The 14,452-nt window shown below is 69.9% G+C and carries 13 protein-coding genes; 3 read left to right on the forward strand and 10 right to left on the reverse strand.

Annotated elements, in window-relative coordinates; translation table 11 throughout:
- Positions 1 to 17: 17 nt before the first annotated feature.
- Positions 18 to 512, reverse strand: a complete 495-nt coding sequence (locus ACWCRD_RS22715; protein ID WP_450967614.1) for a MarR family winged helix-turn-helix transcriptional regulator — start codon at positions 510 to 512, stop codon at positions 18 to 20.
- Between the two features lie 138 nt (positions 513 to 650).
- Between ACWCRD_RS22715 and ACWCRD_RS22720 the strand changes: the two genes are divergently transcribed.
- A complete protein-coding gene (locus ACWCRD_RS22720; RefSeq protein WP_450967615.1) occupies positions 651 to 1,994 on the forward strand; it encodes an aminomethyl transferase family protein in 1,344 nt (447 codons plus the stop codon).
- A 443-nt stretch (positions 1,995 to 2,437) separates the two neighbouring features.
- Positions 2,438 to 3,349, forward strand: coding sequence for a LysR family transcriptional regulator (locus ACWCRD_RS22725; RefSeq protein ID WP_232652686.1), 912 nt, complete (start codon positions 2,438 to 2,440; stop codon positions 3,347 to 3,349).
- Positions 3,350 to 3,669: 320 nt separating this feature from the next.
- On the opposite strand, the gene ACWCRD_RS22730 is transcribed toward ACWCRD_RS22725, so the two are convergent.
- The 6 genes from ACWCRD_RS22730 to ACWCRD_RS22755 form a co-directional block, all read right to left on the reverse strand.
- Entirely contained in the window at positions 3,670 to 5,031 is a 1,362-nt protein-coding gene (locus tag ACWCRD_RS22730; RefSeq protein ID WP_450967616.1) for an aminomethyl transferase family protein, read from the reverse strand.
- Positions 5,032 to 5,130: 99 nt separating this feature from the next.
- On the reverse strand, positions 5,131 to 6,198 hold the full coding sequence (locus ACWCRD_RS22735; protein ID WP_450967617.1) for an Ldh family oxidoreductase: 1,068 nt from the start codon (positions 6,196 to 6,198) through the stop codon (positions 5,131 to 5,133).
- A gap of 14 nt (positions 6,199 to 6,212) precedes the next feature.
- Positions 6,213 to 7,922, reverse strand: a complete 1,710-nt coding sequence (locus ACWCRD_RS22740; RefSeq protein WP_450967618.1) for a thiamine pyrophosphate-dependent enzyme — start codon at positions 7,920 to 7,922, stop codon at positions 6,213 to 6,215.
- A gap of 13 nt (positions 7,923 to 7,935) precedes the next feature.
- The gene (locus ACWCRD_RS22745) at positions 7,936 to 8,796 is read right to left on the reverse strand and encodes an amidohydrolase family protein (RefSeq protein ID WP_450967619.1); all 861 of its coding nucleotides are present in this window, start codon (positions 8,794 to 8,796) and stop codon (positions 7,936 to 7,938) included.
- A gap of 154 nt (positions 8,797 to 8,950) precedes the next feature.
- Complete coding sequence (gene lhgO, locus ACWCRD_RS22750) at positions 8,951 to 10,168, reverse strand: L-2-hydroxyglutarate oxidase (RefSeq protein ID WP_450967620.1); 1,218 nt, start codon at positions 10,166 to 10,168, stop codon at positions 8,951 to 8,953.
- The gene (locus ACWCRD_RS22755) at positions 10,161 to 11,627 is read right to left on the reverse strand and encodes an aldehyde dehydrogenase family protein (RefSeq protein WP_450967621.1); all 1,467 of its coding nucleotides are present in this window, start codon (positions 11,625 to 11,627) and stop codon (positions 10,161 to 10,163) included. The genes lhgO and ACWCRD_RS22755 overlap by 8 nt, the downstream gene beginning before the upstream one ends.
- A gap of 199 nt (positions 11,628 to 11,826) precedes the next feature.
- Here ACWCRD_RS22755 and ACWCRD_RS22760 point away from each other — a divergent pair, with 199 nt between their 5' ends.
- Positions 11,827 to 12,114: a putative quinol monooxygenase gene (locus ACWCRD_RS22760; RefSeq protein WP_450967622.1), complete on the forward strand. Its 288-nt coding sequence runs from the start codon at positions 11,827 to 11,829 to the stop codon at positions 12,112 to 12,114.
- Between the two features lie 36 nt (positions 12,115 to 12,150).
- Here ACWCRD_RS22760 and ACWCRD_RS22765 read toward each other — a convergent pair whose 3' ends face one another.
- The 3 genes from ACWCRD_RS22765 to ACWCRD_RS22775 are packed head-to-tail and all read right to left on the reverse strand — an operon-like array spanning position 12,151 to position 14,440.
- The gene (locus tag ACWCRD_RS22765) at positions 12,151 to 13,179 is read right to left on the reverse strand and encodes a methionine synthase II (cobalamin-independent)-like protein (protein ID WP_450967623.1); all 1,029 of its coding nucleotides are present in this window, start codon (positions 13,177 to 13,179) and stop codon (positions 12,151 to 12,153) included.
- A gap of 2 nt (positions 13,180 to 13,181) precedes the next feature.
- On the reverse strand, positions 13,182 to 13,658 hold the full coding sequence (locus ACWCRD_RS22770) for a GlcG/HbpS family heme-binding protein (protein WP_450967624.1): 477 nt from the start codon (positions 13,656 to 13,658) through the stop codon (positions 13,182 to 13,184).
- On the reverse strand, positions 13,655 to 14,440 hold the full coding sequence (locus tag ACWCRD_RS22775; RefSeq protein ID WP_450967625.1) for an alpha/beta fold hydrolase: 786 nt from the start codon (positions 14,438 to 14,440) through the stop codon (positions 13,655 to 13,657). The genes ACWCRD_RS22770 and ACWCRD_RS22775 overlap by 4 nt, the downstream gene beginning before the upstream one ends.
- Positions 14,441 to 14,452: the final 12 nt, after the last annotated feature.

Here is a 14,452-nt window from a genome sequence, read left to right on the forward strand (position 1 = left end):
CTCTGGAGGCGTGCCCGTCACGACGTGGTGCCGGCCAGCGGCCACATCGCGGCGTCGGCCGGGTCCTCGCCATCCAGCGTGACGGTCAGCTCCCGCAGCCGTCCGACGAGCTCGTCCTTGCCATCGCCCAGCATCTCCGTCAGGACGCGGTCGACCTCGGCCATGCGCGCGCGGCCGTCCACGACGCCGGCGAGACCGGTCTCGGTGAGCTCGTTGAGGATGACGCGCTTGTGCACGGGATGCGGCAGCCGCCGGACCCACCCGATGCGCTCGAGCTGTGAGAGTGCCGTTGTCACGCTCTGCGGCGTGATGTGGAAGCGGCGCGCGAGGTCCGACGCGGACAGCAGGCCGAGTTCGTCGAGGTGGACGGCGAGGCCGAGCTGGGTCACCGTGACGCCGAGCCCGTCGAGCGCGGTGTGGACGCGGCGGTGCACCGCCTGTTGGGCCCGCCAGAGCACATGGGGCACCCCGTGCTCCCACGCGAAGCCCGCTTCGCCCGTTGCCAACGACATGGTCGCCCTCCGTTCTGAGTGAAGCCATTATCCGCACCCAATATTACTTCAGACATCTTCAAACTTTTCAGATGACTGATATAGCCTCGTCGTTGCACGGCACCGAGGCCGTGTGCGTCGCAGCGTGGAAGGAATGCCATGCCCAGTCTCGAAGAAGAGATCAACAAGGCGGGAGGGGCGCTCGCTCTGCTCCGGCAGGGGCGCTCCGGGGCGTACCCGTTCCCGATCAAGGCCGAGTTCAGCAACTGGCGTGACGAGCAGGAGGCGTGGCGCAACAGTGCGGCGCTGATGGACCTGTCGCACCACATGCCGGACCTCGTCCTGCAGGGGCCGGACACGTACCGGCTGCTCGAACACCTCGGGGCGAACAGCTTCCAGGGCTTCGGCCCCGGCAGCGCGAAGCAGCTCATCACGGTCCGCCCCGACGGCTACATGATCGGCGACTGCATCCTGTTCTGCGTCGACGACCACCACGTCCGGATCGTCGGCCGTCCGCCCGCCCTCAACTGGGTCGAGTTCAACGCGGCCACCGGCGGCTGGGACGTCACTGTCCGCCGGGACGAGCGCACCGTGAACAACCCGAAGGGCCGGGAGCTGTTCCGGCTCCAGTTGCAGGGCCCGCACGCCGCGGCGATCTTCGAGAAGGTCAACGGCGGACCCATGCCCGACATCCCGTTCTTCACCATGGGAAGCTTCAACGTCGGCCCGCACAAGGTCACCGCGCTCAACCACCGGATGTCCGGCTTCCCGGGCTACGAGTTCACCGGACCGTACGCGGACATCGAGTCGGTGCGCGACATCATCCTGGAGGCCGGCGCCGAGTACGGCGTGCGCCAGGTCGGCGCCCGCGCGTACGCCTCGGTCGCCACCGAGTCCGGCTGGATCGCCAACACCCTGCCGGCGACCTACACCGGCGAGGACATGAAGGCGTTCCGCGAGTGGCATTCGGCGCGCTCGTTCGAGGGCAACCTCGCGCTCGGCGGCAGTTGGGTCAGCGACCGGATCGAGGACTACTACACCACCCCGTGGGACCTCGGCTACGGCCACGTCATCAAGTTCGACCACGACTTCGTCGGGCGCGAGGGACTTGAGGCGATCAAGGACCAGCCGCACCGCCGCAAGGCCTGGGTGCTGTGGGACCGCGACGACGTCGCGAACATCTTCGCGAGCATGTACGAGAAGGGCGACCAGCGCTTCAAGTACATCGAGATGCCTGCGGCGTTCTACACCGCCTGCCAGTTCGACCGGGTGGAGAAGGACGGCGAGCTCGCCGGAGCGGCGATGCTCACCTCGTACTCCGCGAACGTGCGCGGCTGGATCTCGCTCGGCACGATCGACCCGGCCGCCGCGGCCGGCGACCAGGTGGAGATCGTATGGGGCGAACCGAACGGCGGCTCGCCGAACCCGGCCGTCGAGCGCCACACCCAGACCCGCGTGCGCGGAACGGTCATGGCACGGCCGTTCCCGGCAAAGAAGCACTGACCAAGCAGCGAGTGGAAGCACGAGGGCGTCGTCGGCGGCGACGCAGAGGGGAGCGCCTTCATGGATGACTTGCCTCTCCAGAACGGGATCGCCCGCGCGCTCGCCCATCAGACTGCTACGGCGACGCGCGAAGGCCAGAACCCCCTGAACGCCTCGCCGTAGGAGTTCGGGGACGAACGTTTCAAGGGCGAAGCCCGCCGGAAAGGGCACTGGCGCGGACGATCTAATCCGCGGTGCGGCGGACCACACGTCGGGTCAGGCGCGGGCCCCCGCTGCAACCCAGCCCAACGCCCAAGATGCTCGATATTCGGAACATTCCAACCTCTCGCAGGAAACAGAAGCCTCTGCTACTCTCCGGCTAAATCGTTCTAGCTGCACCCAGCACATCTCATGTAGGACACGGCCGGAGGCAGGCCCCAGCCGTGTCCTACCGGAGGATCCCCATGGACCGCATACTCCTGATGCGCAGCTTCGTCACCGTCGCGCAGCTCGGCAGTTTCAATGGAGCCGCCCGAACGCTGAACTCCTCCGGCTCGCTCGTCTCACGACACGTGGCGGAACTGGAGCGACAGATCGGTGTCCGGCTCGTCAACCGCACCGCCCGGTCCGTGAGCCTGACCGAACAGGGGCTGCGCTACTGCGAGTTCGCAGCCCGGATCCTTGCCGAGATCGAGGCGGAAGAGGCCCACATCGGGCAGCAGCACGACCGGGCGGAAGGCCAGCTGAGCGTCGTCTGCCCCAAGTGGATCGGGAGCCTGGACGTCGGGGACGCCATCGCCGCGTTCGCCGCCGCGCATCCGAAGATCTCCGTACGGTTCGAACTGGGCGGCCTGTCGGAGCGAACCTACGACTTCCTGGACAGCGGTTTCGACGTCGCCCTGCACACCCGGGACCTGCGGGATTCCCGGGTGCACCTCAAGAAGATCGCGTCGCTCCCCTTCACCCTGTGCGCGTCCGAGGAGTACGTCAAACGCAACGGCTCCCTCGACCACCCCAACGACCTGACCGCTCATGACTGTCTGGTGCATGCCAACGAACCGGTCTGGCGTCTCGGGGAGGGGGCCACCTCCAGCCTGCACAAGATCCGTAATGTGGCCTTCTCATCGAACTCGTACATCGCCCTGCAGAAGGCCGCCGTCCAGGGCCTCGGCATCGCCCTGCTCCCTCAGCGGTCGGCTTACGAGGATTTGGTCTCCGGGGCACTCCTGGCCCAGCTCCCCTCGGTCCCCGTTCCCGACCGCCCGCTGTTCGCGGTCTATGGGCCCGGCCAGACCGTGCCGCGGAAGATCGTCGCCCTGCTGGAGTTCCTCACCTGGTGGTTCAGGGAGAACCCGATTCCCGTACTCGGAACCTGAAGGTACCGCCGGCGTGGACGCCTGCTCGGTGACGATCAACCGGTCCGCCGTCGAGCAGCTCAGAGGCTGCGCGGACCAGGCAGTACAGCCATGCCTGATGGCTCTTGAGCATCGACCGCGGCCGCTCGTTCGCCAGAGCCGCGAAAGGCTCGCGCAGAGCCGTCGAGGCAGCAGTATTCGTTGCCACAGCTGTGCTCGTAGCCACCGAAGCGGGAGCCGATCGCGCCGGCGGCGAGCCTTACCGCGCGTCCGACGTCCCGCAGTTGTGCACGCCACGCGCCGTGTGCGGGGCCACGGCGACGCGCGTCCAGGGAACTCGGCTACAGCGCGGAGACGTCCGTTCGCCGCCTGTCGGGCTTGAAGGGCAGTGCGGCCACTGTCGCCCGGATCTCACGTTGCGGGGTTCCCGGCTTCCCCCACACCACCACCACCTCCGTCCCGGGCCCGGCATGGGCCGGGTCGATCCCGCAGAGGGAGATGGTCGATCGCAGGTTCACGCTGATCGTCCGGCCCGTGGAGGCGCCGACACACTGTCCGCCGACGAGAACCTGGTCGAAGACCGGGCCACGGCCCCGGGGCAGTTCCATGGCGTCGGGCAGGTCGCCTTCGCCCAGCATCGCGGTGAGGACGGCGGCGACGTCGGAGGCGTTCCAGCGCAGACCGACGAGCTTCCGGTACGGCTCCCCCTTGGCGGCGTCGGCGACCAGCGCGTCGCGGCCCAGGAAGTCGCGGTCGGGGACGCCCTTGCGGAAGCCCCAGCCCAGTTCGGCGGGCTTGCGGAAGTAGTCGGTGACGCCGTTCTCCGGTACGAAGCTGCCTCCGGGGAACGCCATCCTGAACTGCCTGGGCACGGCGGGGGTGACGACGGACGAGGAAATGTAGTCGAGGCCGTTCGTGGCGATGCCCGCCTCGATGTGCTGGACGGGCTGGGACCGGAAGCCGAGCTGGCGGATCCCGAACTGGCCGCCGCTCTCGACCGCGGCCGCCCAGATCTCGTTGGCATGTCCGACCGGGCCGTGCAGTTCATAGCCGAGCTCGCCGGAGATGCCCGTACGGAGGACACGTACGGGGACGCCGTTGATGCCGGACATCCGGCTCCGGCAGAAGGCGATGTCCCGCAGGCTCTCCCCGGTCAGCTTCTCCATGGTGTCCAGGGCCGCCGGACCCTGGATGCCGAAGATGAACTGCTCGGGGCTGACGTCCTCGATCTCCGCGTCCCAGCTCCCCTGGCTCAACTGCCACAGCAGCCAGTCCCCGCTTCCGGCCGTGTAGAGGAACTCCTCCTCGTCCAGGCGGCACAGGACTCCTTCGGACGCCACCCAACCGTTCTCGTCGAGCTGGACGTGATGCTTGATCTGTCCGACCTCGAAGCGGGACAGGTCCCTCATGCCATGCCAGGCGAGGAAGGCCTGCGCCTGGCTCCCCCGGACGACGAGCTTGTGCAGCGGCGACCAGTCGCCGATGTAGCAGGAAGCGACGTGCGCGGTGCACTCGTCGATCCAGCCGGTGTACTCGAGAGGCAGCAAGGTCTGGGCGAAGTGACCGTAGGCCTGCAGGTTGTTGCTCACGCCCTGGGCTGCCGCGGCAGGGCTGAAGTACGCCGGCCGTTGTGCGACGAAGGGGGCGTCCTTCAGTCGCAGGACTGCTTCATAGGTGGCGCGCTGGGCTTCGGTGATGTCCACGGGTCGTCCTCCCGTTCATGGGGCTCTGGGGCTATGGGGCTGTGGGCCAAGGGCTATGGGCTGCCCAGACCATCTGAAACGTGCGGCTGCTTCGGCCGGTCACGCCTCCGGCGTGATCTGCGGCGGGGTGACGCCCGACTTGGCCGCGCTCTCCGTCAGTTCGCGCCAGACCTTCGGCGCAACCGGTACCCCCTGCGCAGCCCGCAGCTCGGCCACGCCGGCGCTGCGCTCGCCGGGGTAGTACACGCCGTTCGCGCCGTCGGCGACCGGGAGCTCCTTGAGGGTGCTCAGAGTGCCGTCGACGGCCGCGGTGAAGGCGTCCGGGTCGCCGAAGGCCGCCGGGTCGAGGGCGATGAGCAGGGCGTTCTGACGGTGTTTGCGGCCCTTCGGGTCGTCCGAGTGGAACGCGGAGAAGATCGGCGCGCCGACCAGCACGCTGGTGAGCAGCTCGAAGGCCAGCGACATGCCGGAGCCCTTGGCGCCGCCCAGGGGAAGGGGCATGACCGCCTTCTCCGGGTCGGTGGTGGGCGTGCCGTCCTCCGACGCGGCTGCTCCCTCGGGCAGCGGAGTGCCGCTCGCCCTGGCCTGGCGGATCTTGCCCAGCGCGATGGTGGCGGTGGCCATGTCGAGCAGCAGCGGGGCGTGATCCCGGGCGGGTACGGCGACCGCGAGCGGGCTGGTGGCCACGGCGGCACCCTTGACGCCCGTGTAGCCCATGTTGGGCATGCCGGCGACGAAGCCGAGGCCGACCAGGCCCAGTTCGGCGATCTTCGAGACGTAGTAGCCGATGGCGCCGGTGTGCACGGTCTGCCGTACGCCCACGGAGGCGATGCCGGTCGCGCGGGCCCGCCGCACCGCCTCGTGGGCGGCCGCGGTGAGGGCGACCGGGCCGGGTGCCCGGTCGGCGTCGACGACCGCGGCGGCCGGAGTGGTCGACTCGACCGTGATCTCGGGCCGCGCGTTTGCGACGCCCTTGGCGAGCAGCTCCAGATAGGCGGGGACGCGGGCGATGCCGTGGGAGTCGACGCCGCGCAGGGCGGCCCAGACGAACACGTCGGCGGTGGTGGCGGCGTGCTCGGCGCTCAGGCCGCCCTTCTCCAGGAGGGCGGCGGAGAAGGTACGCAGGTCCTCGGCGGGGACCAGCACCTTGGACGGTGCGTTGGACATGGGTGCCTCCTGGATCAGCGGGTGACGAGGACGTCGACGACGGCGGTGGTGCCCTCGGCCACGGCCTTGAGGGCCCGCTCCAGCGCGGGCCCGAGCGCGTCCGTGGTGTCGACGGTCTCGGTGTGCATGCCGAACGGCTCGGCGAACGCGGCCAGTCGGGGCAGGCGGTGCAGGTCGGTGCCCAGCCACTCCCCCGTCTCGGCGGCCGCGCCCTCGGGGTAGAAGCGACGGTGGTTGAGATTCATGGATTTGTAGACGCGGTTGTTGAACACCACGATCAGCAGCGGCAGTTGGTACGCCCTTGAGGCGTCGCACGCCGGGATGACCGGGTTGTACGCGAAGGCCCCGTCGCCGATGGTGAGCACCACGGGGCGCTCCTTTGCGGCGAGTTTGACGCCGAGCGCGACCGCGATGCCCTGCCCGAGCCCGCCCTGCACGTAGAAGTACGAGTCGGGGGCGTCGGTGCGCAGATGGCGCTTGACCACGCGGCTGTGGGTGATGGTCTCGTCGACGACGATGCCGTCCTGCCCGTCGAGGAGCCTGCGCAGGGTCGCGGCGACGAGCACCGGGTCGACGCCCTCGGCCTGCGCCGCTCTCGCCTCGGCGGCCGCGATCGCGGTCTGCTCGTCGGTGTGCCGCTCCTCCTGTGCCGAGCGCCGTGCGGTGACGGCGGCCACGTCGAGGTTCTTGGCGCGCTTGGCCAGCTGGCGCAGCGTGTTGGCGACGTTGCCCTCCAGGTACCGGTCGGCGAACAGCACCTGGTAGACGACGTGCGGGCGTTGCGGGACCTCGTCGATGACGACGACCTGTGCCTTCGCGGGGCGCCTGCTGGGCGGGTAGAACGGGGCCCGGCAGTTGACCAGGAGGATCAGGTCCGCTTCGTCGATCCAGGGCCCCACGTCGCTGCCCGCGTGCAGCGGGTGGTTGCGCGGGAAGTTGCCGCACACCGCCGAGTCGGGCTCGACGACCGGGATGCTCCAGGCTTCGGCGAAGGCGAGCAGGGCCTCGAAGCCACCAGCCTCGCGGCCCGCGGTCTCCGTGACGATCACGGGTTTGGCGGCCTCGCGGATCATCTGGGCGACGGGGTCGACCTCTTCGGGCGAGCTGTGCGTGGAGCCCGGGGCGACGACGGGCTTGGCATCGCGGCCGTCCCACTGCTCAAGGAGGATCTCCAGCGGGATGTTCAGGTACGCCGGTCCCGCCGGGGCACGCCAGGCCAGCTCCGCCGCCCGGCTGATCATCGTGGGCAGGGTGTGCACACTGGCGGCTTCGTTGGACCACTTGGTGAACGGCTGGGCCACACCGTGCGGGCCGCCCACGATGGACAGGTTGCGGTACCACTGTCCGCCCGGGTCCTGACCGGGGCCGTCGCCGTACGTGGTCGACTCCGAGGAGCTGACCACCATGGGGACGCCGGCAAGCAGCGCCCCGTGCACGGCCATCGAGCCCTGGAGCAGGCCGGGTGCGGCGTGCAGCAGCACCCCTTGCGGGCGGCGCTTGACGAGTCCGTAGCCGGTGGCCATGCCGACGGCCACCGTCTCGTGGGTGAGGTCGAGGTACTGGGGGGCGGGCTCGCCGTCGCGGTGGCGGCGAGCCAGGGACTCCCAGACGGGGGCCCACTCGGATCCCGACGCGCAGAAGAGGTAGTCGGCGCCGACGGCGTTGAAGGCCGATACCAGGGCATCACCGCCGTCGGTGCCCGGTGTGTGGTGGGTGTCATTCATGTCGTGTGGTTCCTCAGCCCTCGATCGGCCAGTTCAGGACCTCGGAGATGCCGCGGCCCATGATCCATTCGAGTTCCTCGGGCGTGAAGTCCCAGTGCTTGGTGAACTGCTCGATCGTGTCGGTGTACGTGATGCCGTGGCCGAGCAGTCGGGTGATGTCGGTGCCGTAGAAGCAGCGCTGCGGGCCCATTTTGTCGACCATCTCGCGCACGTGCTTCTGGATGTTGTTGTTCGGGAAGGGCTGCGTCGAGTAGCCCGGCAGGGCCGACACCTTGACGTAGATGTTCGGGTGGACGGCCAGGTCGGCGGTCTCCGAGACCCAGTAGCCGATCGCGTCGTCGACGCAGCGGGCCATGATGCCCATGTGGTCGATGATGATCTTCAGCTCGGGATGCTTGACGGCGATCTCGCCGAGTTCACGCTTCCAGATCGGGGCGTGGACCATCGTCGGGATGCCCAGCTCCTCGGCGATCGGCCAGTACCAGTCGTTGGTGCCGTCGATCATCCAGTTGCGGTCGATCGGCCGGTGGAAGGTCAGCCGCGTGCCCTTGACGTGCGGATTCCGCGCGAAGTCCTTGAGCATCGCCTTGCCCTCTTCGGGCTTGTTCTGCGGGATGCGGGCCATGATGCCGAAGCGGTCGGGGTGCGCCTCGCACGCCTGAAGGGCGTAGTCGATGCGGTCGCCCTCCCAGGACGGCGGCAGGATCAGCGCACGGTTGACGCCGGCCTCGTCCATCAGCTCCAGGGCCTCCTCGTAGGAGAAGGGGTCCTCACGGTGTCCGTTGAGGCGGATGCGCTCCCGCGCTCCCGGCACCCAGGGGCGGTCCGGGGTCTCTTCCAGCCAGATGTGGATCTGGGTGTCGACGACGAACATGTCCCGAACCTCTTTCTTTTCGCGGGAGTGGGATGGGGGCTGCAGATGGGGGGTTGCAAAGGAACGCTAGGCGGGCTTCGCGCCCTTGCGGAGTCCCCAGGAGTGCAAGCTGTTGTTGCGCGAAAGTGCGCTGTGAGCTGGGCGTTCTCGCCCTTCACGGGTGCGGGGTCGTGGCCGCGTCCTCGAAGACGGCGCGGACGATGTGCTCGGCAATCGCCATGGAGGCCGTCGCCGCCGGCGAGGGGGCGTTGCGTACGGCGGTGACTCGGCCCGTCCGATGGATGCGGAAGTCGTCCACGAGGGTGCCGTCGCGGTCCAGGGCCTGGGCGCGGACGCCCGCGCCGCCGCGGACGACGTCCTTGGCGCCGACTCCGGGGACGTACAACTTGGCGTCCTTCATGAAGGCCGCCGTGGACAGTGAGCCGCGGTACTCCCGGATCCCGGTACGCCAGTGCTGGGCGGCCATCCTCCAGGTGCCGGGGTAGGCGGCGAGGCCGAGGAGATCCTTCGGTGAGACACGGGCGCGGGTGTAGCCCTCGCGGGCCAGCGCCAGGACGGCGTTCGGGCCGACCTCCACCGAGCCGTCGACGCGGGGCGTGAAGTGCACGCCGAGGAAGGGGTAGCGCGGGTCCGGCACCGGGTAGATCAGGCCGCGGACCAGGTCGGTCTTCTCGGGCCTGAGCAGCATGTACTCGCCCCGGAACGGGACGATCCGCGGCTCCGGTCCGCCCTCGGCGAGTTTCGCCACCGCATCCGACTGCAGACCCGCGCACAGGATGAGCCGGTCCACCCGGACGCGTTCCCGTGCCGAGGCCACCTCGATGGCGCCGGGCACTTCGGTGATGCCGGTGACGGGGAAGCCGAGCCTGACCTCGCCGCCGGAGTCGGTCACGTCCTTGGCGAAGGCTCGGGCGATCGCCGGGTAGTCGGTGATCGCGGTGCGCGGGGAGTGCAGGGCGGCGACTCCGCCGGCGTTCGGCTCCAGCTCCCGGATCTCCTCCTTGGAGATCTTCCTCAGGTCGGGCACATGGTTGTTCCTGGCCCGCTCGCACAGGCTGTTCATACGGTCGAGCTCATCCTCGCGGACGGCCAGGACCAGTTTGCCGATCTCCTTGTAGGGCAACGCGCGGTCCTGGCAGTACTCACGTAGCAGGGACACGCCTCGGACCGTCAGGTCGGCCTTCAGGCTGCCGGGGGCGTAGTAGATGCCGGCGTGGACGACGCCCGAGTTGTGGCCGGTCTGGTGGAGCGAAACCTCTTGCTCCTTCTCGAAGACCACGACCCGGGTGCCGGGCCGACTCAGGGCGATCTCGCGGGCCGTGGCCAGTCCCACGATGCCGGCCCCGACGATGCCTATGGTCTCGTCAGGCACGCGTCGACTCCGGGGCGCCGAAGTGGACGGCCACCGTCTTGACACGGGTGGAGAACCGCAGGACCTCGTCGCCCTGCTCCTTGTAGGCCGTGCCGGAGTCACGGAAGCCGCCGAAGGGCAGATGCACGTCCCAGCCGGTCGTGGTCGTGTTGACGGCGACTTGCCCGCACTCGGCCTCGTCCGCGAAGCGATACGCGCAGGCGAGGTCTCGGGTGAAGACGGCGGCGGCCAGTCCGAAGCCGGAGTCGTTGACGGCCTCGACGGCGGAGGCGAAGTCGTCGACCTCACGGACCGCGAGGACGGGCCCGAAGACCTCCTCACGCCAGACGGCCGTCTCGGGGATGACACCGGCGAGCACGGTAGGCCGCACGTAGCAGCCGTGGGCGCGCTCGCCCTCGGTGTCCGCGCCGCCGCCGGTGAGGACGGTGGCGCCCTGCTCGACCGCGCGGCTGATGTCGGCGAGGACGGAGTCCCGCTGCCTGGGGCTGGACAGCGGGCACAGGGTGGTCGCCGGGTCGTTGCCCGGCCCGGCCTTCAGCGTCTCGACCTCGGCGACCAGCAGCCGGGTGAACTCCTCGTACACCGGCCGCTCGACGATCACCCGGCTGGTCGCGGTGCACCGCTGCCCGGCCTGGCCGAACGCGGCGGCCACGACGGCCTTCGCGGCGGCCGGCAGGTCGGCGTCGGCGAGGACGACGGAGGCGTTCTTGCCGCCGAGTTCGCCCTGGAAGCGGACGTTGCGGTCGGCGAGGCGCTGGCGGATGCGGTTTCCGACGGAGTTGGAGCCGGTGAAGGTGATGCCGACGATCCGCGGGTCGTCCAGGAGCGCCTCCTCGATCTCGGCCGTACGGCCCGTGACGACGTTGAGTACACCGGCCGGCAGCCCGGCGTCGTGCAGGGCGCGCGCGAAGTGCAGGCCGGAGAGCGGGGTCTCGGTGGCCGGCTTGAACACGGCCGCGTTGCCCGCGGCCAGGAGCGGGGCGAGCTTGCGGGCCGGAGTGATCAGCGGGTCGTTCCACGGGCTGATCACGAGAATGACGCCGATCGGCTCGCGCTGGGTGTGCGTTCGGTGGTCCGGGCGCACGTCGTGCAGGAGGGTGCCGTAGCCCTGGCGCGCGAGCCCGGCGTAGTACTCCAGGAAGTCGGCGGCCTTCAGGGTCTCGCCCCGGGCCTCGGCCAGGGTCTTGCCGTTCTCGGCGGTGACGTCGGCGGCGATGGCGGCGGCCCGCTCGCGGATCAGCCGGGCCGCGTCGGTCATGATCCGGGCCCGCTCGAAGGGGCTGGTGCGCTTCCATACGGCGAAGCCGCGCTCGGCGTGGTCGTAGGCCCGGGTGACGTCCTTGGCGGCGAGGGCGGGGATCCGGGCGACCGGGGTGCGGACGTCGGCCGGGTCGTGGACGTCGATCCACTCCCCGGTCGTGACCCACTCCCCGCCGGAGAGGATTTCCACCGTACGCATGAGAACTCACTTCCTTCGTCCGCCGCGGTGACGCGGGCTCCACTTCAGAACGGCCGTGCGGGCCGAATGCGACAACACACCATGTGGGGGCGGCCCACCAGCCCCGCGCGGGCAGGCAATGCTTGCGCCGCGCGCAGGTCGGCGGGCAGCCGATCCGTGCTGGAATCGGCAGGCAGAACCAGCCGAGAGGAACCGACAGATGGCCTATACAGTCGTCGCCCGCTACCGCTGCGCACCCGCCGACGAGACGACGGTGCGCGCCGCGCTCCTGAAGATGCGCGAGCAGACCCGGGCAGAGCCCGCCAACGAGGCGTACGAGGTGCACGCCGTGGTTGACGACCCCGGCGCGTTCCTCCTCTACGAGCGCTACACCGACCAGGCCGGATTCGAGGCCCACAAGGCGGCCGAGCACTTCCAGGAACTGATCGTGGAAACGGTGTGGCCGCTCCTGACGGATCGGTCGGTGACGTTCGCCGAGTCGATGTGAGCCGGTCAGGGGCCGGGACTCCCGGCCCCCTCACCGTCAGAACTCGTTGCCCCAGACGTACCGGGCGACCGTCTCCACCAGCACGAGCTTCGCGCGCTGCTCCTCCGCACTCAGCAGCGGACGGTCCGCCACATCGGCGAAGCCCCGGGACGGCGACACGGCCGCGTCCTCCAGGTCCTTGAACTCGCCGACCGCGTCGATCCTGGCCATCACCGTGTCGAGTTCCTCCAGCTGCGGCACGGTCGCGTCCACGACGCCCAGGCACACGTCCCAGTCCTCGGGCAGCGCCCTGACGAGGTCGAGCTCGGCGTCGGTGCCCTGATCGAACGGCAGGACCCAGCGGTCGGCCGCGATCGTGCCGTACAGCTTCTCGGCGCGGGCCCGGTCCAGCGCCGTCGGCGCCACCCAGCCGGGTGCCACCCCGATCCGTACGCCCTCGGGGCGCTCGTCCAGCTGTACCGCCAGAGCGTCGACGGCGAGCGCGTCCTCGAAGGACAGCGCGCCCGGGTCGGTCGGGGCGGTGGCCAACTGGCCCAGCAGGAGGGGGTTGTTCAGCTGGATCAGACGTACGCCCCGGGAGACCAGCAGCTCGATCTCAGTGTGGATGATCTCCGCGAGGGCCTCGCCGAGCTCGCGGGCGGAGGCCAGGCCCAGGCCCGGCTGGAACGTGGTCGCGGCGAGGTACGCCGGGGACGGCAGCGACGCCTTCGGTGCGATCACCGTCAGCTCGGCGAGCCGCGCCGCCCAGTCCGCGAGCAGCGGGCCGTTGGCCTTGGGCAGTGACTCCGCCACCCAGCGGGTGAGACCGTCCGCGCCCACCTCGTCCGTACGGCGGAAGCCGGAGACGGCGTCGAGGACGGCGCCGCGGAAGTCCTCGCGCGGGAAGTCGCCGTCGGTGACGACGGTGGAGCGCAGTCTGCGCTGGTACGCCACGGCCTCCTGGACAGCCCGGAGTTCCGCCTCCAGCAGTGCCTGCGGGTCGCCGGACGCGCGGGCGGCGGTCAGCTCGGCGGGGCGGACCAGGCTTCCGTGGTGGTCGATGCGGTAGTTGAACGTGTCAGCCATGGTCATGCGTCCTTTCCGGGCATGGCCGGCTTGCCCGCGACGCCCCAGGCGGCGAACTCCAGCTCGTAGCCAAGGGATTCGAGGACCTCGTCGGCGATCTGCTGGTCCTCGTCCGCGGTGCCGCCGGCGATGCCGAGGCCGCCGATGACCTCGCCGTCCTTCTTGATGGTGACGCTGCCCTCGGTGGCCATGATCGGCAGAGCGGCGCCGGGGAGCTGGGAGAGCTGGGAGAAGAAGACGGGCTGGGTCTCCTGCCACTTCTTCAGCATCTTGCCGGGCCGTTGCATCACGGCCGCGGTGTACGCCTTGGCGCGCGCGATGTCCGGGGTGAGCGGGCGCGCCCCGTCCGCGCGGCGGACGCTGACGACGAATCCGCCCGCGTCCACGACGGCGACACTCACCGCCTTTCCGGTGGACTGGGCGTGCTTCAGCGCCGCGTCGACGATCGCGTCGGCGGCGTCGAGGGTGAGGCTGCTCATGCTGCTTCCTTCGGTGCGGTGAGGGTACGGCGCAGGTGGGCGACGGCCGCGTTGTACTGGTCGGGCACTTCCCAGTACATGGAGTGCGGGGCGCCGGTGACGATCTCCAGGTGCGAGCCGGGCAGCAGTTCGTGGGCGCGGGTCACGGTCTTCACGCTGAGCACCGCGTCCTTCTCGCCGGCCAGGAAGGCGACCGTGACGCCCGCGTCGCGGATGTCCTCCAGGGTGGGGCCGCCCGTGTCGAGGTTGCGCAGGTCGGCCATCTTGGCCACGTTGAAGGTGCCCATCTGCTGGAACAGGAAGGTGAGGTCGGCCCGCTCCCGCTGGAACGGCTTGGTGAGCAGACGGTCGATGACGGGCAGCTTGACGGCCTCGGCGCGGTCGGCGGCGGCCAGTTCCTTCAGCTCGGGGTGGCTGATGCCGCCGAGGGAGTGTCCGAGGACGACGGAGCCGACCCGTTCGGGGCGCAGCAGGCCTGCCCGCAGCGCGGCGATGGAGCCGATGGACTGGCCGACGAGCATCACATCGGTCAGTTCCTCCTGGTCGAGGACGGCGACGATGTCCCCGGGGAAGTCCTGGCCGTCGAACTCGGGCATGGACGAGTCGGACTTGCCGAAGCCGCGCAGGTCCACGGTGACGACCGTGAACTCCTCGCGCAGCGCGGCCACTTGCTGCCACCAGGCGGCGTGGTGACCGCCGCTGCCGTGCACGAACAGGATCGCCGGACCGCTGCCGTGGCGCTCGTAGTAGATGGAGGTGCCGTCGGAGTCGGCGATGGGCATGGGAGTGAACTC

The organism is Streptomyces sp. NPDC002092 (genome assembly GCF_053593775.1).

Excerpts from the sequence above, each read along its gene's own strand:
- ACWCRD_RS22715 (WP_450967614.1), bottom strand. The coding sequence starts at position 512 with ATGTCGTTGGCAACGGGCGAAGCGGGCTTCGCGTGGGAGCACGGGGTG.
- ACWCRD_RS22720 (WP_450967615.1), top strand. The coding sequence starts at position 651 with ATGCCCAGTCTCGAAGAAGAGATCAACAAGGCGGGAGGGGCGCTCGCT.
- ACWCRD_RS22725 (WP_232652686.1), top strand. The coding sequence starts at position 2,438 with ATGGACCGCATACTCCTGATGCGCAGCTTCGTCACCGTCGCGCAGCTC.
- ACWCRD_RS22735 (WP_450967617.1), bottom strand. The coding sequence starts at position 6,198 with ATGTCCAACGCACCGTCCAAGGTGCTGGTCCCCGCCGAGGACCTGCGT.
- ACWCRD_RS22740 (WP_450967618.1), bottom strand. The coding sequence starts at position 7,922 with ATGAATGACACCCACCACACACCGGGCACCGACGGCGGTGATGCCCTG.
- ACWCRD_RS22745 (WP_450967619.1), bottom strand. The coding sequence starts at position 8,796 with ATGTTCGTCGTCGACACCCAGATCCACATCTGGCTGGAAGAGACCCCG.
- ACWCRD_RS22755 (WP_450967621.1), bottom strand. The coding sequence starts at position 11,627 with ATGCGTACGGTGGAAATCCTCTCCGGCGGGGAGTGGGTCACGACCGGG.
- ACWCRD_RS22760 (WP_450967622.1), top strand. The coding sequence starts at position 11,827 with ATGGCCTATACAGTCGTCGCCCGCTACCGCTGCGCACCCGCCGACGAG.
- ACWCRD_RS22765 (WP_450967623.1), bottom strand. The coding sequence starts at position 13,179 with ATGGCTGACACGTTCAACTACCGCATCGACCACCACGGAAGCCTGGTC.
- ACWCRD_RS22770 (WP_450967624.1), bottom strand. The coding sequence starts at position 13,658 with ATGAGCAGCCTCACCCTCGACGCCGCCGACGCGATCGTCGACGCGGCG.
- ACWCRD_RS22775 (WP_450967625.1), bottom strand. The coding sequence starts at position 14,440 with ATGCCCATCGCCGACTCCGACGGCACCTCCATCTACTACGAGCGCCAC.